The 26,180-nt window shown below is 65.7% G+C and carries 23 protein-coding genes; 4 read left to right on the top strand and 19 right to left on the bottom strand.

What is annotated here, in order from left to right; genetic code table 11:
- Positions 1-12: 12 nt before the first annotated feature.
- From VMI09_13695 to VMI09_13680, 4 genes are all read right to left on the bottom strand, one after another.
- The gene (locus tag VMI09_13695; GenBank protein HTQ25742.1) at positions 13-1,254 is read right to left on the bottom strand and encodes a glycosyltransferase family 87 protein; all 1,242 of its coding nucleotides are present in this window, start codon (positions 1,252-1,254) and stop codon (positions 13-15) included.
- Positions 1,255-1,503: 249 nt separating this feature from the next.
- Positions 1,504-3,054, bottom strand: coding sequence for a 4-alpha-glucanotransferase (gene malQ / locus VMI09_13690; protein HTQ25741.1), 1,551 nt, complete (start codon positions 3,052-3,054; stop codon positions 1,504-1,506).
- A gap of 19 nt (positions 3,055-3,073) precedes the next feature.
- On the bottom strand, positions 3,074-3,832 hold the full coding sequence (locus VMI09_13685) for an SDR family NAD(P)-dependent oxidoreductase (GenBank protein HTQ25740.1): 759 nt from the start codon (positions 3,830-3,832) through the stop codon (positions 3,074-3,076).
- A gap of 9 nt (positions 3,833-3,841) precedes the next feature.
- On the bottom strand, positions 3,842-4,189 hold the full coding sequence (locus VMI09_13680; protein HTQ25739.1) for a tetratricopeptide repeat protein: 348 nt from the start codon (positions 4,187-4,189) through the stop codon (positions 3,842-3,844).
- Between the two features lie 128 nt (positions 4,190-4,317).
- Between VMI09_13680 and VMI09_13675 the strand changes: the two genes are divergently transcribed.
- On the top strand, positions 4,318-4,623 hold the full coding sequence (locus tag VMI09_13675; protein HTQ25738.1) for an iron-sulfur cluster assembly protein: 306 nt from the start codon (positions 4,318-4,320) through the stop codon (positions 4,621-4,623).
- 36 nt (positions 4,624-4,659) lie between these two features.
- Here the strand turns inward: VMI09_13675 and VMI09_13670 are convergent, their stop codons facing one another.
- Complete coding sequence (locus tag VMI09_13670; protein HTQ25737.1) at positions 4,660-6,276, bottom strand: FAD-binding oxidoreductase; 1,617 nt, start codon at positions 6,274-6,276, stop codon at positions 4,660-4,662.
- 193 nt (positions 6,277-6,469) lie between these two features.
- Here VMI09_13670 and VMI09_13665 point away from each other — a divergent pair, with 193 nt between their 5' ends.
- Together VMI09_13665 and VMI09_13660 are read left to right on the top strand one after the other, a co-directional pair.
- A complete protein-coding gene (locus VMI09_13665; GenBank protein ID HTQ25736.1) occupies positions 6,470-7,354 on the top strand; it encodes a haloalkane dehalogenase in 885 nt (294 codons plus the stop codon).
- A 105-nt stretch (positions 7,355-7,459) separates the two neighbouring features.
- Positions 7,460-8,254 (top strand): enoyl-CoA hydratase-related protein, encoded by a 795-nt coding sequence (locus tag VMI09_13660; GenBank protein HTQ25735.1) that lies wholly within the window; start codon positions 7,460-7,462, stop codon positions 8,252-8,254.
- 127 nt (positions 8,255-8,381) lie between these two features.
- Here the strand turns inward: VMI09_13660 and VMI09_13655 are convergent, their stop codons facing one another.
- From VMI09_13655 to hpnK, 4 genes are all read right to left on the bottom strand, one after another.
- Positions 8,382-8,507, bottom strand: coding sequence for a hypothetical protein (locus VMI09_13655; GenBank protein HTQ25734.1), 126 nt, complete (start codon positions 8,505-8,507; stop codon positions 8,382-8,384).
- 124 nt (positions 8,508-8,631) lie between these two features.
- Positions 8,632-9,468 (bottom strand): hypothetical protein, encoded by an 837-nt coding sequence (locus VMI09_13650; GenBank protein ID HTQ25733.1) that lies wholly within the window; start codon positions 9,466-9,468, stop codon positions 8,632-8,634.
- A gap of 533 nt (positions 9,469-10,001) precedes the next feature.
- A complete protein-coding gene (locus tag VMI09_13645) occupies positions 10,002-12,584 on the bottom strand; it encodes a M1 family metallopeptidase (GenBank protein ID HTQ25732.1) in 2,583 nt (860 codons plus the stop codon).
- Positions 12,585-12,701: 117 nt separating this feature from the next.
- Complete coding sequence (hpnK, locus tag VMI09_13640; GenBank protein ID HTQ25731.1) at positions 12,702-13,592, bottom strand: hopanoid biosynthesis-associated protein HpnK; 891 nt, start codon at positions 13,590-13,592, stop codon at positions 12,702-12,704.
- A gap of 113 nt (positions 13,593-13,705) precedes the next feature.
- On the opposite strand from hpnK, the gene VMI09_13635 reads away from it, so the two are divergent.
- On the top strand, positions 13,706-14,452 hold the full coding sequence (locus VMI09_13635; protein ID HTQ25730.1) for a hypothetical protein: 747 nt from the start codon (positions 13,706-13,708) through the stop codon (positions 14,450-14,452).
- 10 nt (positions 14,453-14,462) lie between these two features.
- Here the strand turns inward: VMI09_13635 and VMI09_13630 are convergent, their stop codons facing one another.
- The 10 genes from VMI09_13630 to hpnH all read right to left on the bottom strand — a co-directional run bounded on the left by VMI09_13630 (position 14,463) and on the right by hpnH (position 26,157).
- A complete protein-coding gene (locus VMI09_13630; protein HTQ25729.1) occupies positions 14,463-15,362 on the bottom strand; it encodes a carotenoid biosynthesis protein in 900 nt (299 codons plus the stop codon).
- A 20-nt stretch (positions 15,363-15,382) separates the two neighbouring features.
- On the bottom strand, positions 15,383-16,414 hold the full coding sequence (hpnA, locus tag VMI09_13625) for a hopanoid-associated sugar epimerase (protein ID HTQ25728.1): 1,032 nt from the start codon (positions 16,412-16,414) through the stop codon (positions 15,383-15,385).
- 9 nt (positions 16,415-16,423) lie between these two features.
- Positions 16,424-17,800: a hydroxysqualene dehydroxylase HpnE gene (gene hpnE, locus VMI09_13620; GenBank protein ID HTQ25727.1), complete on the bottom strand. Its 1,377-nt coding sequence runs from the start codon at positions 17,798-17,800 to the stop codon at positions 16,424-16,426.
- A complete protein-coding gene (gene hpnD, locus VMI09_13615) occupies positions 17,793-18,722 on the bottom strand; it encodes a presqualene diphosphate synthase HpnD (protein ID HTQ25726.1) in 930 nt (309 codons plus the stop codon). The genes hpnE and hpnD overlap by 8 nt, the downstream gene beginning before the upstream one ends.
- Entirely contained in the window at positions 18,712-19,644 is a 933-nt protein-coding gene (gene hpnC, locus VMI09_13610; protein HTQ25725.1) for a squalene synthase HpnC, read from the bottom strand. Before hpnC ends, hpnD begins: the two co-directional genes overlap by 11 nt.
- Position 19,645: 1 nt before the next feature.
- Positions 19,646-20,821: a 1-deoxy-D-xylulose-5-phosphate reductoisomerase gene (locus VMI09_13605; GenBank protein HTQ25724.1), complete on the bottom strand. Its 1,176-nt coding sequence runs from the start codon at positions 20,819-20,821 to the stop codon at positions 19,646-19,648.
- A 16-nt stretch (positions 20,822-20,837) separates the two neighbouring features.
- Positions 20,838-22,841: a squalene--hopene cyclase gene (gene shc, locus VMI09_13600; GenBank protein ID HTQ25723.1), complete on the bottom strand. Its 2,004-nt coding sequence runs from the start codon at positions 22,839-22,841 to the stop codon at positions 20,838-20,840.
- 101 nt (positions 22,842-22,942) lie between these two features.
- The gene (locus VMI09_13595; GenBank protein ID HTQ25722.1) at positions 22,943-23,971 is read right to left on the bottom strand and encodes an alcohol dehydrogenase catalytic domain-containing protein; all 1,029 of its coding nucleotides are present in this window, start codon (positions 23,969-23,971) and stop codon (positions 22,943-22,945) included.
- Positions 23,972-24,033: 62 nt separating this feature from the next.
- Positions 24,034-25,077 (bottom strand): farnesyl diphosphate synthase, encoded by a 1,044-nt coding sequence (locus VMI09_13590; protein ID HTQ25721.1) that lies wholly within the window; start codon positions 25,075-25,077, stop codon positions 24,034-24,036.
- A gap of 78 nt (positions 25,078-25,155) precedes the next feature.
- On the bottom strand, positions 25,156-26,157 hold the full coding sequence (hpnH, locus tag VMI09_13585; protein HTQ25720.1) for an adenosyl-hopene transferase HpnH: 1,002 nt from the start codon (positions 26,155-26,157) through the stop codon (positions 25,156-25,158).
- Positions 26,158-26,180: the final 23 nt, after the last annotated feature.

The raw sequence follows: 26,180 nt of genomic DNA, 5'->3' as shown, positions 1-26,180 counted from the left end.
GAGGCGCCCGCGTCAGACTGCGGTGCGAGCGGGCTGCGCCTCGCCGATTGAATCGGCCGCCTGCGAAGCTCGCGATTCGGCCATCAATCGATCGGCTGCATCCGAATCGGTCGTGAACCAGTAGAGCGACAGGTACGCCGTCAGCGCCACCGGCGAGGCTCCGACGCGCCACAGCAGCGTGTTCGGATGCAGGGCGAGCTCTTGCGAGTGCATATCGACCCCGCTGAAGTAGAGCCACGCCAGCGTGTAGCACGCAACGCCCGCCCAGAGAGCGCGCGCGCTGGTCCGGTCGTTGGCCGCCGCGGCGCTCAGCCTGACCATCGGAATCGCGAGCAGCACCAGGTAGTAGAACCATGAGGTGGGTGAGCTCAGAATCGCAGTCATCATCCACAGCACGAAAAGCCGGCCGTCGGGATCGCCATCCGCGGGCCGCGATACTGTAGCTTTTATCGCGAGGCCGAGCAGAACCAGTTCAGCCCCTAGCGTGGTGATTTTCTGCGCCCATCCAAGCGTGGTTCCCAGATGGAGCCCGAAGAAGTACCAGAACATCCGCGCTATCGTCGGACCAAGTGCGATATTGCCCGGCAGCGCCTCCCGCCACTGTTCGGTCAGATAAGTCGGCGCCAGCACGAAGCTCATCGTGCTGCCGACCCCCGCCAGCGCGAGCGTCAGCAATCCGCCGACGGCCAGTCCAAGGATCGTGTATCCGACGGCGCGCCATCGCTTCATCAGCGCCAGGTAAGCGATCAGCAGTAGCGGGAACGCGCGCAACAGAGCTGCGACCGCCAGCATCAACCCCGCCGCGGCGTCCCTCCCGCGCTCCAGCCATCGCAGCATCAGCACGAACATCAGCAGAACCAGCATCTTGTTCTGGCCCCAGGCCAGATGCTCGATCACGGGCGGAAAGAGCAGTATCACCGCGGCGAGCGCCAACGCCGGATCGCGGCCTAGACCTGGCGTCCATCGAAAAAGCAGGATGAGCGCGAGCAGGAACGAGGCCGCGTTGATCGCGGTCCACACATAAAAACCCGGCCGCGGCGCGAGCAGCGTCAGCGGCACGAAGCACATCACGAAGGTCGGTGGATCGGTCGCGTGGTTGATCTTGTCCAGCTCGAAACCGAGCGAACGGGCGAGCGGCGTCAGGTCGGTCGTGTAGGGATTCATCCCTTCGCGCATCGCGAGCGCCGAACTGTAGTAGATGCTGTAATCCCACTTGTTGGCGCGTCCGGGCAACGCGGCAATTAGGATCACCACCTCAATTGCTACCGCCGCCCACAGCGGCACCAGCAGCACTCTGCGAAGCAGCGAGCTAGGCTGCGACTCTGCTTGTTCGGTGGATATGACGGCCCCATCCTCCCCTTCGCAATTTCCATCCCTCACCCGCCGCGTTCCGAAGACGCAGGCGTGCCAGAGTTACCTGGACGATGATTACTGACCCGCGCGGCGGACGCAATCAGGCGCTCAAGCACAGTCTGAGGTGGTTTGGAGCGGCCTATCTTCCCGCTATCTTCCTGCCCGAACGGCCATATTCCGGAGCTTTTCGATGCGTGCGGCAAATGCCGGATCGCGGCGGACGTCCTCTATCGCGACCGGAAGGCGCCAGGACCAGTTCGCCGCCCCCACCGTGCCGGGGAAATTGATCCGCTCGCGCCATCCGAAGAGATCCTGAATCGGAATGATCACGATCCGCGAGGGCGATGCGTATAGGGCAGTCAGTATCGCGTCGAGCACCCTGCTGATCGCGACGGGGGCGTCGCTCGCGCCCGCGGGCGCAAGCGCGAGCATCCGCAGCATCCGCGTGCGCTCCTCCGGCGGCGCCGTGTCCCACCATTCGGCCAGCGTGTCGGTGTCATGCGTCCCGGTGGTGGCAAGCGAAAGCTCGGGATAGCTCGCCGGCGCGACGAAGGCCTCCGTCGGCGTACCCTCGTCGGTCTTCTCCCAGCGCATCACCTTGTATCCCGGCACGCCCAGGGCGCTCAGCGAGGCGCGGACGAACGGCGGTATCACGCCGAGATCCTCGGCGACGACGATCATCGCGCCCGCCTCGTCGAGAATCGCGTTCATCACCGCCCCGCCCTGCGCGCGCTGCTCGGGCTCGGCCGCCGGCCAGAAGGCGCCGTGCGATCCGGGCGCGAGGCCGAACGAAAAGGTGCGATAGAGCCCGACGACATGATCGACGCGGATGAAATCGTAAAGTTCGCGCGCATGCCGGATCCGTTTTCGCAGCAGGTCGAACCCGCTCGCGCGAATCCGCTCCCAGCGCGGCGCCGGCAGGCCCCATCGTTGACCCTGCGGATTGAAGCCGTCGGGTGGCGCGCCTACTGAGCGTCCGAGATCGAACAGCTCCTGGTTGGCCCACACGTCCGCACTGTCGCGCCCGGGCGAAAAAGCAAGGTCGCCACCGAGCATCACGCCGGCCGCGCGCGCTCGCGCGCGCGCCTCGGTCCACTGGCGATGTGCCAGGAACTGCCAGTACACGTATCTGTCGATCGCCTGCGCAAGCTCCGCCCTGGCGCGCGCGAGCGCGGCGGGGTCGCGCCTTCGCAGTTCTTGCGGCCATGCCTCCCACGGAGCGAAGGCGAACCGATCCTTGAGCGCGCGAAAGAGCGCGTAGTCGCCGAGCCATCCGCGATGGCGCGCCGCGAACTCCGCGACTGTCTCCCGCTCGCTGCCCTGCACCGTGAAATGAACGAACGCGGCCTCGAGCACTTCGCGCCGCGCCGCGCGAATCGTCAGGCGATCGCTCAATGGCACGCGGGCGAGCGCGCGGCGCACATGGTCCATCCTCTCCCGCCCGACGCCCGCCAGTCCGCCGAGGCCGACGTAAATCGGATCGATCGCGAACAGGCTGAGCGCAGTGTAAGGGCTCGCTTCTCCGGGCGAGGTCTCGTCGAGCGGCAGCAGCAGTATCGCGCGATGACGCATCGCCGCCGCAAGCTCGACCATTGCGCCGAGCGCCGCGATATCACCGATTCCGGCGTCCTCGCGCGCGCGCAGCGAAAACAGCGGCACCATCACGCCGGCTACGCGCTCGATTGCGGGTCGCGAATTCACGGCTGCGGGCGGGAGCGGCTCAGATCACATAGCCGCCGTTGGGACTGATCACCTGTCCGACCATGAACGATGCATCGTCGCCGGCGAGGTAAAGCGCGGCGGCGGCGATGTCGCGCGGCTCGCCGAAACGCCCGGCCGGCGTCCGCGCGATCGCAATTTGCCTCAACTCTGGCCCAAGCGGCGCGGTCATCGGCGTCTCGATAAAGCCGGGCGCGATGCAGTTGACCAGGATGCCGGCGCGGACAACCTCGCGCGCGACGCACTTGGTGAACGAGATTATCCCGCCCTTGGCGGCGCCGTAGTCGGCGGCCATCTCGATGCCGGTCAGGCCGACGATCGAACCGAGGTTGATGATCCGGCCGGACTTCCTGGGAAGCATGACCTTGAGCGCTTCACGCGTGCAGTAGAAAGTCGCGTCGAGGTGGGTGGCGATCATTTTGTGCCAGTCCTCGTCGCTCTTTTCGGCGGTGGGAGTCGCTTCGCTGCCGGGGCGCACGCGGCCGATACCGGCGTTGTTGATCAGCACGTCGATGGTGCCGAAGGCCGCGACGAAGTCGGCGAAGATCTTCCTGACTGCGGCGCTGTCGGTGACGTCGGCGACCAGGGCGAGCGCGCGGCCGCCCGCCCGTTCAACCTCGGTCGTCACGTTTTGCGCCGCCTCGGGCCGCACGTCGTTGACGCCGATCTTCGCGCCCTCGCGCGCGAACACCAGCGCCATCTCGCGCCCCAGCCCCGACCCCGCGCCGGTTATCAGCACCGCCTTGTCTTTGAGCTTCATTGCCCTCCCCTATTTTTTCCCCGCCGGGCCTTCCTTGAGCTGGCGTTTCCAGTCGAGCCGCCGGGCTTCGGCGCCGGCCTCCTCGGCCTCCTTAATCATCCCCTTCTTCTGATAGAGCATGCTCAAGTTGGTGAACGCGAGAATGTCTTCGGGGTCCTGGGCGATATATTTTTTGGTGAGCTCGATCGCGGTATCGAGGTCGCCCTTGGCCTGGTAGCACATCACCAGCCCGTGCAGCGCGTCGCCGTAGCGCGGATCCTCCCGGAGCGCATTTTCGTACACCTCGATCGCCTCGTCGTACCTGCCGTCGGCGTAAAGATCGACCGCGGCGTCGTAAAGCTCCTCCTTGTCGGGCATGCGTTAACCTCCGTTGGCTGCGTTCGCGCCGGCCGGGCGCCGTTCCTGCCGCGCGCGCTGTTTCTATATACTACAGCAATCGATGCCCGATGCCGCAAAACCACCGGGCGTCGGGCGGGAAGCGCGCGATGTACAGCGAAGAAGAAGTCTACGAAGTGCTACGCGAGTGTTACGACCCCGAGATGCCGGTCAACATCGTCGACCTCGGACTCGTTTACAACGTTGAAATCAAGGGCGGCGTGATCACGGTCGAGATGACGCTGACGGCGCCGGGATGCTCGATGGGCGCGATGATCGCGAGCGAGATCCAGGACAAGCTGCTCGGCATCCCGGGATGCGAAGAAGCCAAGGTCGAGATGGTGTGGGATCCGCCCTGGACCCCTCATCGGATGAGCCCGGCGGCGCGCAAGGCGCTGGGGCTCGACAACGACTGAGCGCCGCACTCTCCGGCCGGTCACCGTTTCGGCGGGTCACCGCTCCGGATCGATCAGGACGCCGGGATTCATGATCGCGTGCGGATCGAGCGCGCGCTTGGCGGCTTTCAGAGCTCGCGCGAAACCTTCGGGCCGCTGACGGTCGTACCAGGGACGATGGTCGCGGCCGACCGCGTGGTGATGCGTGATCGTGCCGCCGAACTTCACGATCACTTCCGACACCGCCGCCTTGATTTCGTCCCATTGCTCCATCTCGCTGCCCGGCTTACCCGGCGCGAGAATCGTGTAGTAAGGTGCGGGGCCGTCCGGATAGGCGTGGGTGAAACGGCAGGTCATCGTGCCCTGGCCGCAGATGCGCCGGATCGCGTCAGTTCCTGTTTCCATCAATTGGGCGTGATACGCGGGGAAGCGATCCCATGTAATGGCGGTCTCGAACGTGTCGGTGATGATTCCCATCGCCGCCAGCGAATTGCGCAAGTACGGCGCCTTGATGAAGGCTTCGCGCCATGCCCCCGCCGCGCCTTCGTGCGTGGCCTCGGCGTCGGTGCGCGTGCGGCCCGCGCCCTCGGGCACCTTGCCGCCGAGATCGGCGCAGATTTCGAGCGCGCGCTTCATCCACGGCCCCAGCTCATGGTCGGCCGACTCGAAGGCCAGCACCAGCACCGAGGCCTCGCCCTGATTGGCGCCCGCATTGGCGGCCTCGCCAGCGTCGAGCAGCCGGCAGTTGGCGGGATAGAGCCCGGCCTGCGCGACCGCGCGCACTGCATCGGCCGCGGCGAGGAAATCGGCAAACGCGACGGCGGCGCCGGCGCGAAACTTCGGCCTGTCCTGCAGGCGCATCCAGGCCTCGGTGATGATGCCGAGGATGCCCTCCGAGCCGATGAACATGCGGTCCGGACTGGGTCCGGCGCCCGAGCCCGGCAGCCGGCGCGATTCAACTACGCCGGTCGGCGTGAGTACGCGGACCGATTCAACGAAGTCGTCTATGTGGGTGTAGAGCGTGGCAAAATGACCGCCCGAACGCGTCGCGATCCATCCCCCGAGCGTTGAAAATTCAAAGGACTGCGGATAGTGGCGCAGCGTGTAGTTGTGCGGACGCAACTGGTCCTCGAGCGCGGGACCGAGCACGCCGCCCTGGATCCGTGCCGCGCGCGAGGCGCGATCGACTTCGAGCACGCGGTCAAGGCGCGTCAGATCGATCGACACCGATCCGCGCCAGTCGCCGCCCGCAGGCGGTTCGACCCCGCCCACCACGCTCGAGCCGCCCCCGTACGGCGCCGCCGCGAGCCGCTCCCGGTCGCACCATTCGAGCACGCGGCCAAGCTCGGCTTCGTCGCGCGGATAGGCGACGAGGTCGAACGGATTGGGATAGAAGCGGCGAAACGCGCGCACCACGTCGCGATAGCTGCGTCCGTAGCTATGGCCGGCGCGATCGTGGGTGCTGGCGGAACAGATGGCGGCGAGCGCGTCGGGCGGCTTTACCCGCGGCGGCCGCAGATTGAGCTCGTCCGCGCGCGGCGGCGGCGTGATCTTGAGCGGCGCGAGCCCGAACCGTTTCGCCATCCGCTCCGCGAGATTCTTCAACTGCTCGGCGGTAGGCTGCTGATCCTCGTAACCCCATCCCCAGAAGCTGCGCTTGCGCTGCTCGGCCATATTCGATCGGTCCTCCGGTATCGTGAGGCGATAATTGTGCAACCGTTAGGCCCGCGGAGCAAACCGAATCACGCCAACGGCCCTGCGCCACGCGCGGCGCAAGGCCATAAGCTCACGCACCTTGCATGGCGCGCGGCCCGGCCGTATGTCTCGAGGGGAGCAACCTTCACCAACGAAAAATCGGGACCCAACGATGAGCAACGCGTCAATTTCGCCCGCCGATCCGCATCCGCGCAAACGTCTCGACGCCGCCGGCGTCGCGATGACCTACGTCGACGTCGGTCAAGGCGACCCGATCGTCTTTCTGCACGGCAATCCGACCTCGTCCTACCTCTGGCGCAACATCATCCCGCACCTCGCGCCGCACGCGCGATGCCTCGCGCCGGACCTTGCCGGGATGGGCGATTCGGGCAAAGCGCCCGATGGTTCATACCGTCTGGCCGATCATGTCCGCTATCTGGACGCATGGTTCGCCGCGCTCGGCCTCGCCGGTCAGAAGGTGGCGCTGGTGGTTCATGACTGGGGCTCGTCGCTGGGTTTTCATTGGGCGCGGCGCAATGCCGGCGCGGTCAAAGGAATCGCCTACATGGAAGCGATCGTGCGGCCGCTCAAGTCGAGCGAATTCAACCAGCAGGCGCGTCCACTGTTCGAGGCGCTGCGCTCGCCTGCCGGTGAAGACCTGATCCTCAAGCGCAACACTTTCGTCGAACGGATCCTGCCCGGCAGCGTAATCCGCAAGCTCGAACCCGCCGAGATGGAGGCCTACCGCCGCCCGTTCCTTGAGCCCGGGGAATCGCGCCGCCCGACGCTAACATGGCCGCGGCAGATTCCGCTCGACGGCGAGCCGGCCGACGTCGCCGCGCTGGTCGATGAATACGCCGCATGGCTCTCGCAAAGTCCGGTGCCAAAGCTTTTCATCAACGCCGACCCGGGCGCGATCCTGATCGGCCCGCAGCGCGAGTTCTGCCGGCGCTGGCCCAATCAACGCGAGGTGACCGTCAGGGGCATCCATTTCATCCAGGAAGACTCGCCGCACGAGATCGGCTCTGCTATCGCCGACTGGTATGGCGCGCTCTGAGCGACGCGCGGTTGCGCGAAAGCTGCGCGGTTGATCTAATTGGTGACGGGAAATTCGATCCAGACGATTCGATCCGGAGAACTCGACCGGAGCGGAGGAAAAACCATGTCCGAATATTCGACGATCCTCTTCGACGTCCGCGACCACGTGGCACACATCACGCTCAACCGGCCCAACGCGGCCAACGCGCTCAACGCCGAACTCGCGCACGACCTGATGGAAGTGTCGCTGCGCTGCGAAGAGGACCCGAGCGTGCGCGCGGTATTGATCAGCGCGGCGGGCAAAATCTTCTGCGCCGGCGGCGACCTCAAGAGCTTCGGCGCGCAGCCCAAGGAGATGCTGCCGACATTCCTGAAGAAGGTGACCTTTCATCTGCACAAGGCGGTCTCGCGTTTCAACCGGATGCGGGCGCCCGTGGTGATGGCGATCCATGGCGCGGCAGGCGGCGCGGGGATGAGTCTCGCATGCGCGGGCGACCTCGTGGTCGCGGCCGAGTCGGCGCGCTTCACGATGGCCTACACGCGAGCCGGGCTCACCCCGGACGGGTCGTCAACCTATTTCCTGCCGCGAATCGTGGGATTGCGGCGCGCGATGGACCTGACGCTGACCAACCGCGTGCTCACGGCGCGCGAGGCCTGCGACATGGGTATCGTCACCCGCGTGGTTCCCGACGACCAGCTGATGGCCACCGCCGAGGGACTGGCCAAGGGCCTCGCAGAGGGCCCCACGCGCGCCTACGGGGGCGTCAAACGCTTGTTTGCCGAAAGCGCCATTCGGACGCTCGAGGATCAGATGGAGCTCGAGACCGAATGGATCGCTGACATGGCGCGCACCGCCGACGGCACCGAAGGAATCACTTCATTTCTTGAAAAGCGCCCGCCCAAATTCAAGGGCGAGTAGCGCGTATCACGAGTAGCGCATATCAATTGACGAGACGCAGGCCGCTTACCACTCCTATAAAGCGCGACGGCGACCGCGGTTACGCGGCCGCCGTCGCGGCTTTGCTTATCGCCGAATCTCCCTGATCCTACGGAACCGCGATAAACTTCACGATTCCCGCCGCCTCCAGGTCGACGGACGGATTGCATGTGTGCTTGCTGGTAAAGCCGTTCTTTATCCGCGGCACGATCGACGGATTGAGCAGCTTGCTCATGTCAATCTGCGCAACCCAGGTCGGAGGATTCGAATTGGCCACCAGGGCAATAGCGTCGCCCGTATTCGGGCTGGCATACGCCGTGGTGGTGTGGGGGTCATCGCCCGTTTCAAAGGTTGATTTGTCAGGAGTGTTGGGAATCGTGCAGGCTTATGTAGTCGGACACGCCCGGAACCTTGCCTCCGCTGGCGGAGCTCGACGGCAGCACGACGGCGCCAAAGCGATTTCCGCCGAATTCGCCGTTCACGACCGCGATATGCGTATCGCCCGCCACCGAAACCGCGTCAGTACCTGCCGAGAAACTCTCGAACTCGGGAAAGTTCTGCAGGCGCTGCGGCGCCGTCCAGGTGCCGGGCGAGCCGGGTGTGAATACGGCCTGGCTCAGGTCGGCCAGATAGAGATTGCCCGTAAATTCGTCCGTGGCCAGCGCCACGCCAGTGGTACAGTCTTCGGCCGACGAATCGTACTCTCCCTCAAAAACGCCGCCCGACGTATTGTTCTCGAACAATTTGGGCGTAGTGGTGTCAGTAATGTCGCCCACCTCATAAGTGCTCCCTTCGGTGGCCGAGAGCAGCAGATGGCGAACGGGATCTATCGCTGCGTCTTCCGAAACCCGCTGCGGAGACGTTTGTGACGGAAAGGGGGCCTCAAAGGTATTGTTTGCGAGATCCAGGAACTGGAATCCGGCACCCTTGGCAGTGCTGAGTGTTAACAGCGCCTGGTTGGTCGTGGAATTGATGATCACGCCGCAGTTCGTGCACTCGCCCCCCGAAAAACTAATTTTCCCCGTTCCGGAGCTGTGCAGCGTACTCGTCACGGACGTCCCGTTGATCAGGTAGACTGCGCTACCGTTCGCCGTACGCACGGTCTCCCCGGTTGTCGAGTTCGACGAGCATGAATTGACGACGGAGCCGGTGGGGATCACAGCCGAGGCAACGCCCGAGCCCTCTACCTGGATCAACGAAACGCCGCTGGTGCTCCCATCCCAGGCACCTTTAGGAACGTAAGATAGAACGTTTCCACCCTGCACCAGCACCGACAGCGAGGCGCTGGGCAAACACGCCGTAGGCGGCGGTCCGGGAGTGGGTGTCGGCGACGGCGGAGGAGGAGGTGCTGCGTGTTTCGGCGGTCTTCCGTTGTGGTCACCCCCGCACGCGCCTAAGCCGACGGCGAGTCCCAAGCCGAGCATCAACAACCCCAGCAGCCGAGGCCTGCTTCAACCTTCGGACATAAAATTTTCCCCCTCAAACGAAATGATGAACAAGAACGAACGCACGTTAACGCTCGGCAACAAGCAAAGCAAGAAAAAAATGCGCGTCATACGTCGCGTAACACCAGATTTATTAACTTGGCGGATGTCAGTTGCTAACAGATTGGGGGTCTGTGCGATGAGCTGCGCAAAGGAATTCGTCAGGCCGCAAGAGCGCCATGGATGCGTCTCCCTCAGCCCCGGAGTCGTTATCTATTTGCGTCGCGACGATTGCCCCGCGCGTCTCAGCCCTTGAGCGAGGCGGTCATGTTTGCGCCTTCGCGCCTGCGAAACGCTACCGCCACACGCAGCCGTTCCAGATGCTGGTCGATTATCTTGCCGCCGAGCCTGACGCGATGGGCCTGGAAAAATTCGTGCACCTCGCGCTCGCGGTCGAGCAATCCTACGACCGCCTCGCACATCCGCGGCAAAGCGGCGTCCGGGAACTTGCGGATCATCTCGTCCCAGTGCTTCTTTACGAAGTCCCACGCCTCGTAACGACAGGCATTGTTGGATAGCAACGAATGCATCACGTAGGGCGCGTTTTGCGTGCGGATCTCGCCGGAGAGCGTCATCTCCATGGTCTCGCGCAAGAGCTCGCTCCGCCGAAATCCGGCCAGCGAGAAGAGGTAGCGCTGCTCCTCCTGAGGGGTTCGTGCGGACTTAAAGTGTTTCTTGAATTCCTCAAAACGCGCGCGGTCCCCGGCGTAAGCCAGTATTCCTACCATCGGCGGCACCAGATCCCGATCCACCGACGCCGGGTCCTTGATGTAGCGCGCGTACATCTCGGCTGCGCGCCGTTGAACATCGGCGTCGCCGCCAAGCGTACCCAGCGAGCCCCAGAGCGTGCCCCGCAACTGGCGCACCAGTTCGTCCTCGCCTGGGCGCGGGTCCCATCCAAGGCGCGCCGCAGCCTCGCCCACGATCGCGCGTACGGCCGCGGCCAACGCGGGGCGCTCGGCTTCGGTCGCGACCATGTCGAGGTAGCCGAGCGGCGCGAGCATCGCGCGCCACACGTTGAGGTCGGTCTCGCCGCGCATCGCGCGGAGCATCGGCAGGAAATCCGCAAGCCGCATCATTCCGGCCACGGTCGCCGCCCATGAATCGCTGACCAGCGCGTAGCGCTCGACTCCCTTGAGATCGCCGAGATTACGGCCCAGTGCCGCGAGCAGATCGGCGGCGTAACGCACGCGGTAGAAGCCGTGGCCGCCCTCGTTGAGCAGCGCCCACTCGACCCGGCCGCCCAGGTCGAGCGTGGCTTCGCGGCCGTCGAGCAGCAAACGCTGGGTCGCGATCCCCTGGTCGGTCTTCGCCCGCACCATCACCGGCACCTGCCAGAGCTGTTCGTGGGCGGCGCCGGCGCCTTCGGCGAGATACAAAAAGCGGCGCTGACGTAGGAGGAGTGACCGTCCGTCGGCTCCCAGGGCCGCCTCAACCATCGGAAAGCCGGGCTGGAAGATCCACGAATCCATCAGCTTGCGCACCGGTTCATCACAGGCGCGCTCCAGCGCGTCCCACAGATCGCCGGTTTCGGCGTTGGCGAACTGATGCTTGCGAAGATAGTCGGCGATACCCCTGCGAAAACGCTCCGCGCCCAGATATTGCTCGAGCATCCGCAGCACCGAGGCGCCTTTCTCGTAGGTCAGCACGTCGAACATCGCGCGCGCGTCTTCGGGGCTCAGCACGGTGAACTCGATCGGCCGCGTGCTGCTCAGCGCGTCGATCGCCATCGCCGCCGTCCGCGACACCGAGAAACTCTCCCAGCGCTTCCAATGCGGCTTCCAGGCGTCAACCGCAAGCATCTCCATGAAGGTGGCGAAGGCTTCGTTGAGCCAGATCCCGTTCCACCACTTCATCGTCACCAGGTCGCCGAACCACATGTGGGCGTTCTCGTGCGCGACGACGTCGGCCACGCGCTCGAGTTCGGCGCGCGCGGCGCTCTTCTCGTCGATCAGCAGCGCCGTCTCGCGGAAGGTGATCGCGCCCAGGTTCTCCATCGCGCCGGAAGCGAAGTCAGGAATGGCGATCAGATCGAGCTTGTCGCCCGGATAGGGCAGCTCGTAATAATTGGCGAACCACTTGAGCGAGAAGGCGCCGATCTCGCGCGCCCACGCGGTGAGCGCGCGCTTCCCGGGTACGTGCGCGACGCGCAGCGGGGTTCCCGCGTCCACCGGCTCCGTCGCCTCGAACTCGCCCACGATGAAGGCGAGCAGGTAGGTCGACATCTTGATCGTCTCCTTATAGACGATCTCCTTCTTGCCGCCGCCAAGACTGCGCTCGCTCTCGATGCCGGCATTGGAAAACGCGGTCAGCCCTTCGTCGATCACCAGCCGCACCTTGAACCGCGCCTTGAGCGCGGGCTCGTCCCAGCAGGGGATCGCGCGGCGCGCGTCGGTCGCTTCGAACTGCGTGCTGGCGACCAGATGAGTCTCGCCCTTGGCGTCCTTGTAGTTGCTGCGATAGAAGCCGTGCAGCTTGTCGTTCAGCACGCCGCGAAAGGCGATCCTGAGCGTCCATTCGCCCGGTTCCAGCGCGCGCTCGAAGGTAAGGCGCGCCCGCTCGTGTGCGGGTTCCAGCACCGCCTTGCCCGCGACCGTGACCCCGCCGCGCGCGGCGCTCACCCGATCGATCTCCAGCTCGAGCGCGTTCAACACGACCTCGGCGGTCGCGGTGAGAACGCGCACGGTCACGTTCTCTTCACCCGCGAAAGTGAACGAGCGGAGATCGGGCGTGAGGCTTATCTCGTAGCGGTCCGGCACCACGTCGGCAGGAAGCCGGTATTCGGTTGTCTTTTCGGCGGCGAGCGGTGCGCCTTCCTGATCCATCATTGATAATGCCTTCCTGGATATTCTGACGTTGCCTTGCTGATGCTTGAGCTTGCCCGAGTCTGCGCGCCGGCGCGAAAGCGTCCGCGCTGCCTTCGAGATACAGTACCGCGCGACGCGTCAGCGGCCAATGCGCGCGAGCTCGGCGAAGTTCGTAAGCCGCGCGCCCGCATGCTCAAGCGCGAGCGGCAAAAGCGGGCTGGTCAGGATCTCGACCTCGCGTTCCGCCGCCTCCGGAGGCCGGCCGCGGCCGATGCTCGCCGCCGGATGCCCATAAATCTCGGTAACTCCGGCAGGCAGGCGCGCGATCACGTCGAGCACATAATGTTCGGTCAGATTGCCGCTTTGATGGAGGCCGAAAAGCCAGTCGGTGGACTTGATCCCGCGCTGGTTCATCTTTCGGCGCGTCCGCCGCGAGAGCGTGCGAAAGATCAGGGCCTCGACCAGCTTGCGCGCCGCGTTGTCGCGCGCGAGCTTAAGCGTCGTGAACACCGGCTCGCGCGGCAGCCTGATACAAGGCACGCGGTATTCCGAAGCGAGGTCGAGCAGGATATCGCAGATGACCGGATGAACGTGGAAGTTCAGATGGCCGTCGATGTGATTGAGATAGCCGACCAGCTCGAGGTGCAGCTCGATCTGGGCGCGGCACTCATCCGCGAGGCTGGCGCGCAGGCTCCGATCGAAAAAGTAGCGCATCCCGCCCTCCACCGGCTTTTCGACGAAGCGGCCCGAGCCATCGACCAACGCGCCGAGCCGCGCTGCCGGCAGCACGCTCCTGCCCTGGCACACGACGAGATGAAGCCCGACATCAAGACCGGGACATTCGCGAGCAGCGGCGATCGCCTCGTCGCGCGCCGGCGCCGCCACCATCAGGCTCGTCCCGCGGAGCACGCCCTGGCGATAGGCCTGCAGGATACCGGCGTTGACCTCGGCGGAGGCGCCGAAATCGTCAGCGGTGAAAATGACCGACTTATCGGAATCGCCAGAGTTGGCGGAATTGGCCTCCGTCATCGGCCGGCTCGCGCGCGCACAATCCCTCGCGCTTGTGTCACAATCCTATGCACGCGCCTCGCCATTGGCGCAATTTTGCTGGCAAACGCGGCGGCGCTCAAGCTGAAACTCCAGTGATCCTGATCTTTTACGCATTTGCGCGCGAAGCCGCCGTCTTCAAGCGCAGGATCGAACGCCGCACCGCGCTTGGAATCGGCGGCTTGCGCGGCTTTCGCGGCCGTCTCGGCGCAACGGAAGTCGTTGGTGTGTTCACGGGACTCGGCATTGACCGGGCCGCCGAGACGGCGCGGCGCGCGATGGAATCGCTCGCGCCGGTCGATCTCGCGATCGCGACCGGCCTTGCCGGGGCACTGACCGAGAAGCTGCAAACCGGCGACCTGGTCCTCGCCGATCGTCTCATCCTTGACCGCAGCCCTGTCCCGAACGGTGAGACGATCGCGGCCAACCCAACCGATCTCGCATCCTTCGAGTCCGCGCTCGCGGCCGGGCGGATAAGGTTCACGATCGGACCGATTCTGACCGCCATTCGGGTTCTCAAGGATGGCCGCTCCAAGCGTGACGCGGGCGCGAGGACCGGCGCGCTCGCGGTCGATATGGAAAGCGCCGGGATCGCTGCAGAGGCGCGCCGACGCCGCATTCGCTTTGCCTGTCTGCGCGCGGTGCTCGACACCGTTGACGAGGAGATCGTGGGCGCGGAACTGGCGGGGGCAGACGGCGAGGTGCGGCCGCTTGCGGCCGCCGCCTTCGTCATGCGCAATCCGTCAGCGGTCCCGGGGCTCGCGCGGATGATGCGGAGCGTCAACCGAGCGACGGCGGCGCTGGCCGACGCGCTCGCGGTGCTGATACAGCCCGGGGTTTGACGAGCGAGCGCTAGGCGGCGCCTCGCCGCCTCCACAGGGGCTGCGGCGACGTTGCGTTCCAGACCGCCAGCGATCGCTCATAGGGAAAGTCCGCCAGATGGCGCTCCACGGCGGCCGCGCCGCCCCAGCACTCGGCGCGGGTCACGATGTTCAGCGCAAGTGCGATGAGCGGGATGAAAATAAACATTCCCGACCAGGCGATTTCGCCTGGGCCGACGCGAAAGAGCATCACGATCGCAAAGCCGACCACTCCGCCATACAGCCCCGGCCCCCACAGCGCGCGCGACGGCGCCGCCGGCATCGCGCCAAACGGCCTCGTGCCGCCGCGATTCAGCCGCCGATCCAGCCATTGGAAAATCGCGACCGTGATCGCGGCGACGAAGAGCCATCCGAGGTAGTTGCTGATCGGCACGCCGAAATGTGGTCCCGGCGGGTCGTACCAGAAGATCCGGCCGAGAAACCAGCGATTGCCGAGCACGCTCAGCGGGTCGGCCAGCATATCGATCATCACCATGAACAGTGCCGCCATCAGCCACACCCGCGGCGAGCGCCGAATCGCCCACGTGTCGAGCGTGCGCACGTCGAATCCGCGCCGATAGAGCGGGGCGCTCAGCAGGAGCGCGAGCGTGTAGCTCGCGAACGACAGAAACGTGAACGAAATCGAATCCATGAACGGCACGCCGGCGATCCAGATCTCGCGGCCGCGCGTCGCCGGGATGTAATGATAGAGCCCGAAGGGAAAGCCGTTGTGCACGGAACTCCATTCGCAGGCCCACGCCACGGTATAAGTCAGCGCGCTGAACAGGGCCGTGGTGGGCAGGCCGAAGTTGACGATCGCGATTACGAGGTAGCAGCCGAGGAACACGAACACGTATGGTCTGAGCGCTATTGTCGAAAGCAGCAGATGCATCGCCTAGGCTCTCTTAGACCTCAGGCACGGCGTGTCGCCGCCGACGCACCCTGCCCCTCGCGCACGGCGCCGGTGGCGCGAAAAAATTCGATCGCACGCGCGAGCGCGTCGTCGATTGAGCGCGGCGCGTATCCGAGTGCGGCGCGCGCCTTTGACGAATCGAAGAACATCCGCTTGCGCGCCATCCGCACCTCGGTCAGGCTCGCGCGCGGCGCGCGCCGCGTTATCGTGCGCGCGACCGCCTCGGCGCCGAGCGCGAACGTCCACGCGACGGCATAGGGAATGCGAATCTTGGGTGCACTCAGCCCCGACAGCTTTGCCAGGCGGCCGAGCATCTCTTCGAGCGTCAGGTTTTCGCCGCCGAGGATATATTTCTCGCCAATCAAGCCGCGCTCGGCGGCCAGCAGATGCCCGGCTGCGGCGTCTTCGACGTCAACCAGGTTAAGCCCGGTATCCACGAACGCCGGCATCCTGCGGTTTAAAAAATCGACGATGATCCGGCCGGTCGGCGTCGGCTTGTAATCGCTCGCGCCAATCGGCGTGGACGGGTTGACAATCACGACCGGCAGGCCTTCGCGCGCCGCCTTGAGCGCCACCTGCTCGGCCATGAATTTCGATCGCTTGTACGGCCCCACCATGTCGGCGAGCGTCACCGGCGTATCCTCGCGTCCGGACTCGCCGTGCGGGATACCGATTGCGCCGACCGTGCTGGTATGAATCACGCGGCGGACCTTGACGTGGCGCGCCGCGGCCATCACATTGCGCGTGCCTTCGACGTTGGCGGCGTACATCGGCGCAGGATCGGGCACCCACAATCGATAGTCCGCCGCGACGTGATAGATCTCCTCGCATCCGCGCGCCGCTTGCTCCACTGCCGCTGCATCGCGCAGGTCGCCCCACGCGAATTCGCACGCCAGGCCTTCGAGCGCCCGCAGATCCGCGCCCTTGCGTACCAGCGCGCGCACCGGTCTTTGGCGCGCGAGCAGCGCCCGCACCACGTAGCATCCGACGAAGCCGTTCGCGCCTGTTACCAATGCGGGTTGCGAAGCCATATGCCTTGCTCAGGCGGAAAGGGCCGAACCGCTGACGCGCGCGGCGACGGCGGCGGCCGCGGCCTGCCCGGATTTGACGGCGCTTTCGATCGTCGCCGGCAGGCCGGTCTGGATCCAGTCGCCGGCGAGAAAGAAGTTGTCGATCGGAGTCGCGAGGCCTGGCCGCAAACGATCGCAGTCGGGCGACGGCGCCATCGTGGCCCGTTTTTCTTTGAGGACCAGCGCTTTGATCAGACGCGCTTGGCGCGCCGCGGGGATCATCGTATGCAAATCGTCCGTGACCTGGTCGAGCAGTTCTTCATTGCCGACGTCGACCAGCCTACGCGCGCCGCTGATGACGAAGCTCAAATAGCCGTTGGCGCGCGCGCCGTTTTCGGCGAAGATGCGCCGCTTGTTGAACAACCATTGAGTAGTCGTGCCGACGAAACCGACGAACGGCGCGTCGGTCACTTCGCGATCGTACCACGCGTGGACGCAAACGATCGGCGAATACTCAATCTCGCCCAGCTGGGCAAAGAACGGGCCCGCAGCGGCTTCTTCCGGCAGCAGACGCACGAGCTGCGCGGGCGGGACCGTGGCGATAAAGTTGCTCGCTTTCAGGCGGCGTCCGTCGCGCAGGCGCGCGCACGATACTCTGCCGTCGGCGCCGAGCTCGAGCGCATCGACCCTCGTGCGGGTTTCGACCAGACCACCGCCCGCCTCGATCATCCGCACCGAGGCGGGACAATATAAATCGCTAAGTCCGACCTTCGCGTAGACGAAGGCGGAATCGGCGCGGCGCGAAAAAAACGCCCGCTTCAGCACTTCGGCCAGCAGAGCGGCCGAGGCCACTTCAGGGTCCTCGTTGAGCGTCGCGATCGCGAGCGGATACCAGAGACACCGCCGCGCCCGTTCGCCCTGCCCCAGCAGGTCCATCACGCCGCTGACGGTCGTCCGGGCCAGCCGTGCACGGTCGCGCCGACGCATCCGGAGCATCCTGAGCCCCGCCACCAGCACGCTCATCCGCTCGCGCGGGGTCAGCAGCCCGTACCGCATCAGCCCGGCGGTCATGTGCAGCGGCCCCGGCAAGCGCGCGGTCCTGAGCACGCCCGCGCGTCCGTCGCGCTCGAGCATCTCGATCGCCAGGTTGGGATGAAACACGAGCTGGCCGGTCTGCCCGATACGGTCGAGAAACCTGAGCGTCTCGGCATAGCATCCCATCAGCACGTGCTGGCCGTTGTCGACGAAATCGCCGGTCTCGGGGTCGGCAAATGAATATGCGCGGCCGCCGAGCGCGGGCTTGCTCTCGAGCACGGCGACACGAAACCCGACTTGGGCAAGCGCCACGGCCGCGCTGAGCCCGGCGAATCCGCCGCCGATCACGACCACGTCGCGATCCTCAACCATCGCGCACCTGCCCCCGCGTCATCAGCCGCGTGCCCGCCCAGGTGCGGCCGACCAGGTAGAGCTTGCGCGGAGTGGAGATACGATGACGGCGGCCGACCACGCCGCATCCTTTGCTCGCGATCCGCTCGAGCAGCGCGCGATAGATCGAGTGCATCGCTTCGGCACAGACCAGGGCGGCGCGGTCTTCCGCGGGAAGCGCGCTCTCGGCCAGCGTGTAGAATGCGCGCGCGCGTTCGACTTCGTACTCGAGCAGGCCGCGCAGCTCGAGCGTGTCGGCGCCGCCGAGGATATCGTCTTCGCTCACGCCGAAACGCGCGAGGTCCTCGAGCGGCAGATAGATTCGGCCGCGGGCCGCGTCCTCGCTCAGGTCGCGGATAATATTGGTAAGCTGGAAGGCGAGGCCGAGATTTTCCGCGTACTCGCGCGTGCGCGGATTGCGGTAACCGAAAATCTCGATACACACCAGACCGACCGCCGAGGCGACGCGGTAGCAGTACAGGCGCAGCTCTTCGAAGGTCGCGTAGCGCTTGCGCCCGAGGTCCATCTCGACGCCGTCGATAATTTCCTCGAAGTAGTGGCGCGGGATCGCGAAGCGGCGCACGTTGTGCGCTAGCGCGCGTGAGATCGGATGAGTCGGCGCGCCGGTGTACACGCGATCGAGCTCGCCGCGCCAGAGCGCCAGCAACTCGGCCGGCTTGCGCTTCGCCTCCCCGCCGGCGTCATCGTCGGCAATATCGTCAACGAATCGGCAAAAGGCATAGACCGAGTAGAGCGCATAGCGCCGCTCGGCCGGCAACAGCATGAAGGCATAGTAGAAATTCGACGAGGAGCGGCGCGTGATCGACGCGCAGCGCGCGTAATCCTCCCGCAGCGCCGCATCCGCCGCGGGCATCGAGGCAACCGCGATGCCCTCAGGCTTCAAGCCGTCCTCGCAGCGCCCGCCATCCCAGGCGCAGGTAATCGACCTTGCCGAGCGCCGGACGGCGGTGCAGCACGTCGTAGCCCGCGTGCTCGATCGCACGCAGGATCGCGAGCCCGCCGCCGGCGAACATCCTGATGTCGCGCGAGAGCCGCTTGTCCACCATCGCGGCGAGCTGCGCGCCCGCGAGCAGCAATCCGCGCGCGCAGGCAACTTCATGCCGCATCAACGCCGCGAAGCTCGAGTTGGCGTTGTGCACGCGGAGGTCCTCGACCGTTACCCCGAACCGCGCCATGTCCGCCCGCGGCAGATAGACGCGCCCCTTTTCGAGATCGATCGCGACGTCCTGCCAGAAGTTCGCAAGTTGCAGGCCGCTGCACACCCGGTCGGACAGATGCTGCCGCTCGGCGTCGCGGTAGCCGAACAGGTAGAGCACGATGCGCCCGACCGGATCGGCCGAGTAGCGCGAATAGCCCAGCAGGTCGTCGATGGTCTCGAAGCCGCGAAAGTCGAGATCGGAGCGAAACGCGCGCAGCAGGTCTGCGAAGGGCTCGCGCGGAATATCGAAACGGCGCGCGGTGTCGGCGAGCGCCACGAACACCGGATGGCGCGGCGCCCCGGCGTAGGCGAAATCGAGCTCGCGCTCCCATTCGTCGAGCCGGGCGAGGCTACGCTCCTCGTCGGCAAAGTCGTCGGCCATGCGCGCGTAAGCGTAAATCGCATGCAAGTGCTTGCGCATCGCACGCGGCATCAGCCAGGACGCGACGGTGAAGTTCTCGTAGTGCGAGCGCGCGAGCCGCCCGCATAATTGGTAAGCTGCGGCGAGCGCTGCGGAATCGGACTCCGCGGCCGGCGTCACTGCAGCGTCGCGCGCGCCGTCTGCCAGCACGGCGGAGTTCGGGTGGTTCGCGCCCTCGGCGTCCACGTCAGAGGCTTGCGGCAGGCGCCTGTCCGATCAGCTCCCGCGCCTGGGCGCGCGCCCACCCGTCGACCTCGTAGAGATCCTCGAGCGTGCGCGCAGGGCAGTTCGTGTGACGCGTCATCACGGTTTCGAGATGGCGCGGAATGTCGGCGAAGCGCGAACGCCCGCCGAGAAAGGCCGCGACCAGCTCCTCGTTCGCCGCGTTGAGACAGGCCGCCATCGTGCCGCCCGCCTCGAGCGCATGGTAGGCGAGACCAAGGCACGGAAAGCGCGCCGGGTCGGGCTCTTCGAAAGTCAGGTTGCCGCGCTCGACCAGCGAGAGCGGCTTCAGATGGTCAAGCGGCAGGCGATCGGGAAACGCGAGCGCGTAGGCAACCGGGATCGCCATGTCGGGCTCGGCCATCTCGGCGATCACCGAACCGTCGATCATCTCGACCATCGAATGAATGACGCTTTGCGGATGGATGACGACGTCGATGCGCTCGGCGGGAAGATCGAACAGCCAGTGCGCTTCGATCACTTCCAATCCCTTGTTCATCAGGGTCGCCGAGTCGATGGTGATCTTGTTGCCCATCCGCCAGGTGGGATGGTTGAGTGCCTCGGCCACGGTTATCGACGCGAAGCGATCGGCCGGCAGGCGGAGAAACGGACCGCCCGACGCGGTCAGGACGATGCGCTTGAGGCCGGCGCGCCCGCGGCCCTCGAGACACTGGAAAATCGCGTTGTGCTCGCTGTCCACCGGCAGCAGGCGCACTCCGCGCTCGCGCACTGCGGCGGTCATCATCTCGCCCGCGACCACCAGCACTTCCTTGTTGGCGAACGCGATATCCTTGCCGGCAGCGATCGCGGCCAGCGTGGGGCCCAAGCCGAGCGCACCGACCAAGGCCGAAACGACGATCGCGGCCGCCGGATGCGTTGCCACGGCGATCGCACCCTCGCGTCCATGACAAATCTCCACGCCACACGCCGGCCCGAGGCGGCGCTTCAGTTCGCTCGCGAGCTCGGCGGTCGCCACCGAAACGATTTCGGGCCGGTGGCGCTCGGTCTGTTTGACGAGCAGGTCGATATTGCTGCCCGCGGCGATCGCGACTACGCGAAACCGGTCGTGGAAACGTTCGACCACGTCAAGCGTGGTGACGCCGACCGAGCCTGTCGAGCCGAGAATTGCGACCGCCTTCACGCCTGCCTCTCGAGCTTCAGTTGGCAGCGAGCTCCATCATCCGCTTGCGCAGGCGTCCCAGCGCCATCAGGGGAAAATAATGCGCATAGAGGTGATAGCGCAGGTAGAAATGATTGGGAAAGCCGGTTCCGGTAAACTCGGTCTCCTCCCAATCGCCGGTTTCGCGCTGTCGCTCGACGAACCATTGCAGACCGCGGACCAGGTAGGGGCTGATACCGTCCTCGGCGGCCAGCAGCCCGATCATCGCCCACGCGGTCTGCGACGGTGTGCTGGTCCCGCGGCCGCGCCACGCCGGTTCCTTGTCGCTCAGACAGCTCTCGCCCCATCCGCCGTCCGCGTTCTGTTTCGACTTGAGCCAGGCTGCGGCACGCTGAATCCACGGCTCGGAGGGACTCATGCCGATCGCCCGCAACCCCGACAGTGCGGCGCTGGTGCCGTAGATATGGTTGACGCCCCATCGCCCCCACCACGAACCGTCGCTCTCCTGCTCGTGCTTGAGCCATCGGATAGCGCGGCGCGCAACCGGGTGGTCGGAGCGGTAGCCGACCGCCGCCATCATCTCGAGCACGCGGCCGGTCAAATCGGGACAGCTCGGATCGGTGGCTGCCTCGGTGTCGGCGGCGAAGGTCGCGTAGTTGAACCAGGTGGCATCGTTGTCGACATCGAAAGCGGCGAAACCGCCGTCCTTCGATTGCATACCCATCACCCAGTTGGCGCCGCGGCTGATCGCGCGCTCGCGCGCGGCGGCGTCGTCCGCGTCGGAATCCGCGAGCGCCATCAGAATGACTGCGGCGTCGTCGACGTCGGGATACCAGTCGTTGTAGAACTCGAACGCCCATCCGCCGGGCTCGAGGTGGGGCCGCTTGACCGACCAGTCGCCGCGCTTGAGTATCTGATGATCGATGAGCCATTTGGCCGCGTCACGCAGCGCCGGATGGTCGGGCGCGAGGCCCGAATCGATCAAGGCCTTGGCGGCGAGCCCGGTGTCCCAATTGGGCGACACGCACGGCTGAAAGAGAATCGAATCGCCCTGATCCCAGATCAGCTCGCGCGTCGCCGCGAGTGCTTTTTCGATCACCGGATGGTCGTTGCGGTAGCCGAGCCCCTTGAGCGCCATCGTGCTCAGCAGGTAGCAGGGCTGAATTCCGCCCCACGATCCGTTGGCGTCCTGATGCTCGAGCAACCAGCGCTCCGCCTCCGCGATCGCCCTGCGCCGCATGCCCTTGAGGTGATGGCGATCGTAGAGGCGCAGGAGCCGGTCGGCGAGATTGAAAAGATGGCGCGGCGACCAGAAGCGACGCGGGCGCGGCAATTCGAACTTGGTGAAATGCGGCGGCTGGATATAGAGTTCGAGGACGCCCTCGCGCCAGTCGGTTTCGACCACCGGACGCCCCGCGCGGAGCAGCATCAGGGCAACCAGCGTGCCGCGCGCCCATGAAGAAAGCTCGTAGATATTGACCGGGAGCCAGTTGGGCGTGAGCAGCCACTCCACCGGCACCGCGGTCGTGCAATCCCACGGCACCTGGTTCATCGCCGCGAGGTAGAAGCGCGCGAGCGTGCCCGAGCGGGCGATTCCACCGCGCGAGAGGATCCATCGCCGCGCCTGCATCAGCTGTTCGTCACCGGCGCGCAGTCCGGTCAGCTTGAGCGCGAAGTAAGCTTCGATCGAGGTCGAGAGATCGCCCTCGCCGCCCGGAAACAGATTCCAGCTTCCGTCGGCCTGCTGCAGATCGAGCAGATGGCGCTTGAGCTTGGCGTCCGTTTCGGGATCGTGCACGCCCATAAAGCGGTTGAAGATGATGTACTCCGAGTTCATCTCGGCATTGGCTTCGAGCGCACCCTGCCAGTAGCCCTCGGGACGCTGCAGCGCGAGCAGCGCGCGCTGCGCGCGGTCGATGCAGGACTGGAGCTTGGCGGCAAATTCGTCGCGCGGCGACGCCGCCGCCGACCTCTGCTCGGCGGCGTGCTCCGGCGCCGGCTCCGCAACTCTGCCGTTGACCATGTCGATAGCTTCACTCATAGGCTTCGGAATTCCCGCTCGTTATTCGGCCGGGCCGCTGGATTCGGATTCCCCAAACATCCCCGCCACCTCGCGCCGCCACGCTCCCGAGGGCGCAACCCTCAAGGCGTAACTGCGCATTTCAACACCGTGCCTCGCTCGAGCATCGCAAAGACTCCAGCGATATCCGCAAGCGAACTATGCGCATTGATGATGCGGCCGGCACCCAGGCGGCCGTCCGCGAGCAACTCGTACGCGCGGCGCACGTCGCGCGGACGAAAGTGAAACGGCGCAATCAGCGTCAGATTGTCGTAGTGCATGCGCCGCGTGTCGATCTCGAGCGCGGTACCCGCCGCGCATCCGCCGAAGAACACCACCCGGCCGCCGCGGCGCACGCGCGCGAACGCGTCACGCCATCCCTCGACCTGCCCCGTGCACTCGATCACCAGGTCGGGGCCGAAACCGCCGTTGAGCCGCGCCACCTCGGCCGCCGGATCGCCCTTGGCAACGTCGATCACGCGGTCCGCGCCCAATCGTCCCGCCCACTCCAGGCGGTCCGCGCCGCGTCCGGCGATTGCGATCTCGCTCACTCCACCCGCGCGGAGCGCGAGCATGTGGAGCAGACCAAAGGCGCCGGCACCGATTATCAGGACGCTCTCGAAGGCCTCGGGCCGCGCGAGCGCCTGCGCGTGAACGACGCAGGAGAGCGGTTCGAGCAAAGCGGCCTCTTCGAATGCGAGCGCCGGCGGCTTGCGAAAAGCATTGCGCGCGACCACATGGGCGGGCAGCAGCAGAAAATCCGCATACGCGCCCATCACCATCTTCTCCATCGCCTGCGGACAGAGATTTTCCTGCCCGCGCAGGCAATGGAAGCAAGCGCCACAGGGCGCGGTGGGCGCCGCCATCAGCTCGTCGCCCTCATTGAAGCCGCGCACGCCCTCGCCGACCTCGGCCACCACGCCAGAAAACTCGTGCCCAAACGGCGTGGGCAACCGCCACACCGGATGGCCGCGGCGATAAGTCTTGAGATCGGTGCCGCAACTGAGCGCGCATTTGACACGCAGCAAAAGCTCGCCGGCACCGGGACGGGGCGGCGTGAAATCGCAAAGCCGAAGGTCTCGCGGCGCAAAGAGCACAGCCTGCCGCGCCACGATGCGACTCACGTCAGAGGCGGGCGTGAGTGGCCGGGACAAATTCCGGGCGGCGACCGGCATCACAGCCTCCGCTCCACGGTGAAACTCGCGAGCGCCCGCAGCGGTTCGGCGCGATGGTCGAAAGCGTCGAGCGCGTGCAGAGCGCGGCGCTCGAGGTCGCGCGCGAGCTGCCATGATTTGTCGAGCCCGATGAGGCGCGGATAGGTATTCTTTCCGTGCGCCACGTCCTTGCCGGTGCGCTTGCCCATCTGCTCGGTCGAAGCTTCGACGTCGAGGATGTCGTCGATCACCTGGAAGGCGAGGCCGAGCGCGCGCGCGTAGGCCTCGAGCGCGGCGAGTTCGGCCCCGCCGGCTCCGCCCAATCGCGCGCCGCCGCGCACTGCGGCGATGAACAACGCCCCGGTTTTCCTGCGATGCAGGTACTCCAGTTCCTGCACCGTCAGGTTGCGGCCTTCACCGAGCAGATCGATCACCTGCCCCGCCACCATCCCGGCCGATCCCGCGGCCTCGGCCAGTTCGGCGACAGTCGTGAGCAGGGCCGCCGGCGGCGCGGCGCTCGAAGCCACGCCGGAGCGCGCCAGAACCGTGAAGGCGTCGGTCAACAATGCGTCACCGGCGAGCGTCGCGACCGCTTCACCGTAAATCTTGTGATTGGTCGGACGGCCGCGGCGCAAGTCGTCGTCGTCCATGCAGGGCAAATCGTCGTGGATGAGCGAATAGGTATGAATCATCTCGATCGCGCACGCGAAGCCCATCGCGGCCTCGAGCCTGCCGCCTACCGCTTCGCACGCCGCGAGAGCCAGCACCGGGCGCAGCCGTTTGCCGCCCGCCAGCAGGCTGTAGCGCATCGCCTCGAACAGGCGGCCGGCCGGAGCGCTTGCGCCACCGCTGCCGTTGACTGCGCCGGTGAGCGCGCGCTCGACGAGCGCCGCGCGTTCGCGCAGGTAGCGGTCGAGTTCAAACGCCGGCGCATTGCTCTGCGCCCGCGGATGGCCGTCGGCCGCGGCAGTGTGCTGACCGTTATTCGCAGCTGCGGCAGCGCCATGCACTCGCTCATGGTCGTGCGCATGATCCCGCCGGTCGGATTTCACTTCCTCCGCCATCGAACTCTACTCTGGCCTCATCACAAGATCGTTCTTACCCCGCGGCGCGCGACATCCGCCGGCGCGCGGCAGCCCCGGTCAGGACATATAGTGGCGCACCATCCGCCACGAATCCTTCAGATTCTCCCCGAACTGCAGCGCCACGGTCCCCTCGAAGCCCGAATGCAGCTTGCAATCGCGGCATCGAACGTCCTGCTTGGTGCGGTAGTACTCCCAATCGGTCGCCTGATGCATCTGGCTGAAGGTCTTGTAGTGGCCGTTGGTGATGAGGTAACAGGGGCCCTTCCAGCCTTGTGGATTACGCGTGACGGTGGTCCACGGGCTGCACAAAAGGTCGCGGTCACCCACCAGGTAGTCGAGATATATCGGAGTATTGATGATCTTATAGTCGTCGGCGAGCTTGCGCACGCGCTTGAACTTCAACGGCATCTCTTCGCGCTTGAGGTATATCTCGTCGTTGGTCAGCACCTGGTAGTGATAACCCGGTGTGAGCAGCATCCCGTCGACGCCGAGCCCGCCGAGCATCCTGACCAGCTCCTCGATCTCTTCCGCGCCGGTTTCGCGGAAGATCGTCGAGTTGGTCTGCACGCGATAGCCCTTCTCCTTGAGAAGTTTGATCATGCGCACGCAGGTGTCGAACACGCCGGCGCGATCGACCACGCGGTCGTGAGTCTCGCGCATGCCGTCGATATGAACGTTGAAGCTCAGATAGGGGCTGGGACCGACCTGCCGCACGAAGCGTTCGAGCAGGATCGCGTTGGTGCAGATCTGCACGTGCCGCTTTTGCTCGATCAACCCGCTGGCCAGCGGCACAATATGCTTGTACATCAGCGGTTCGCCGCCGCAGACCGAAACGATCGGCGCGTCGGCTTCCTCTGCTGCGCCGAGCGCCTCCTCCAGCGGCATCTGGTCGCGGATCGTGTCCTTGTATTCGACGATCCGGCCGCATCCGATACAAGCGAGGTTGCACGCATGCAGCGGTTCCAGCATCAGCACCAGCGGGAAGTATTTCTCGCCCGCACGCCGCTTGCGGCGCATGTAGCGTCCGAGGTCCAGCATCAGCTTCAGCGGTATTCGCATAGTGAGAGCATTCTCCGGATTCG

The organism is Candidatus Binataceae bacterium (assembly GCA_035500095.1).
In the GTDB taxonomy this organism is placed as follows: Bacteria; Desulfobacterota; Binatia; order Binatales; family Binataceae; genus JAKAVN01.
This window is presented reverse-complemented; position numbering and strand designations above follow the sequence as displayed.

What these genes read in the sequence shown, in the direction of transcription:
- VMI09_13685 (HTQ25740.1), bottom strand. Translation starts at nt 3,832, where the DNA reads ATGAAGCTCAAAGACAAGGCGGTGCTGATAACCGGCGCGGGGTCGGGG.
- VMI09_13680 (HTQ25739.1), bottom strand. Translation starts at nt 4,189, where the DNA reads ATGCCCGACAAGGAGGAGCTTTACGACGCCGCGGTCGATCTTTACGCC.
- VMI09_13675 (HTQ25738.1), top strand. Translation starts at nt 4,318, where the DNA reads ATGTACAGCGAAGAAGAAGTCTACGAAGTGCTACGCGAGTGTTACGAC.
- VMI09_13670 (HTQ25737.1), bottom strand. Translation starts at nt 6,276, where the DNA reads ATGGCCGAGCAGCGCAAGCGCAGCTTCTGGGGATGGGGTTACGAGGAT.
- VMI09_13665 (HTQ25736.1), top strand. Translation starts at nt 6,470, where the DNA reads ATGAGCAACGCGTCAATTTCGCCCGCCGATCCGCATCCGCGCAAACGT.
- VMI09_13660 (HTQ25735.1), top strand. Translation starts at nt 7,460, where the DNA reads ATGTCCGAATATTCGACGATCCTCTTCGACGTCCGCGACCACGTGGCA.
- VMI09_13655 (HTQ25734.1), bottom strand. Translation starts at nt 8,507, where the DNA reads ATGAGCAAGCTGCTCAATCCGTCGATCGTGCCGCGGATAAAGAACGGC.
- VMI09_13645 (HTQ25732.1), bottom strand. Translation starts at nt 12,584, where the DNA reads ATGATGGATCAGGAAGGCGCACCGCTCGCCGCCGAAAAGACAACCGAA.
- hpnK (HTQ25731.1), bottom strand. Translation starts at nt 13,592, where the DNA reads ATGACGGAGGCCAATTCCGCCAACTCTGGCGATTCCGATAAGTCGGTC.
- VMI09_13630 (HTQ25729.1), bottom strand. Translation starts at nt 15,362, where the DNA reads ATGCATCTGCTGCTTTCGACAATAGCGCTCAGACCATACGTGTTCGTG.
- hpnA (HTQ25728.1), bottom strand. Translation starts at nt 16,414, where the DNA reads ATGGCTTCGCAACCCGCATTGGTAACAGGCGCGAACGGCTTCGTCGGA.
- hpnE (HTQ25727.1), bottom strand. Translation starts at nt 17,800, where the DNA reads ATGGTTGAGGATCGCGACGTGGTCGTGATCGGCGGCGGATTCGCCGGG.
- shc (HTQ25723.1), bottom strand. Translation starts at nt 22,841, where the DNA reads ATGAGTGAAGCTATCGACATGGTCAACGGCAGAGTTGCGGAGCCGGCG.
- VMI09_13590 (HTQ25721.1), bottom strand. Translation starts at nt 25,077, where the DNA reads ATGGCGGAGGAAGTGAAATCCGACCGGCGGGATCATGCGCACGACCAT.
- hpnH (HTQ25720.1), bottom strand. Translation starts at nt 26,157, where the DNA reads ATGCGAATACCGCTGAAGCTGATGCTGGACCTCGGACGCTACATGCGC.